Genomic DNA, 352 nt, shown 5'->3' on the forward strand with positions numbered 1-352 from the left:
CTCGGCGCTGCAGGGACAGATCGCGCTGCCGGTGACCGGCAAGATCAAGCGGCGCTTCGGCGCCGATGACGGTAACGGCGCGGTGATGCAAGCGGACATGGTTGCGACACAATCGGGAGCCATCGTCACCGCGCCGGCGGATGGAAATGTGCTTTATGCGGGGCCGTTTCGCTCTTATGGTCAACTCTTGATCCTCAATGCCGGCGACGGGTATCATGTCGTCCTGGCTGGGATGAGCAGAATCAGTGTCGCGACTGGCCAGTCGGTGCTCGCAGGAGAACCGGTCGGCGCGATGGGAGAGGCCCGGGTGGCGAGCACCTCGGCCTCGCAGAATGGAAATGCCACGCCGGAG

General features: G+C 64.2%; 1 protein-coding gene. It reads left to right on the forward strand.

The annotated features are described in order from the left end of the window. A partial coding sequence (locus EN807_RS33410) for a peptidoglycan DD-metalloendopeptidase family protein (protein ID WP_145972473.1) occupies positions 1-352 on the forward strand: 352 nt, incomplete at both ends.

This window comes from Mesorhizobium sp. M5C.F.Ca.ET.164.01.1.1 (genome assembly GCF_004792125.1).
Classification (GTDB): domain Bacteria; phylum Pseudomonadota; class Alphaproteobacteria; order Rhizobiales; family Rhizobiaceae; genus Mesorhizobium; species Mesorhizobium wenxiniae.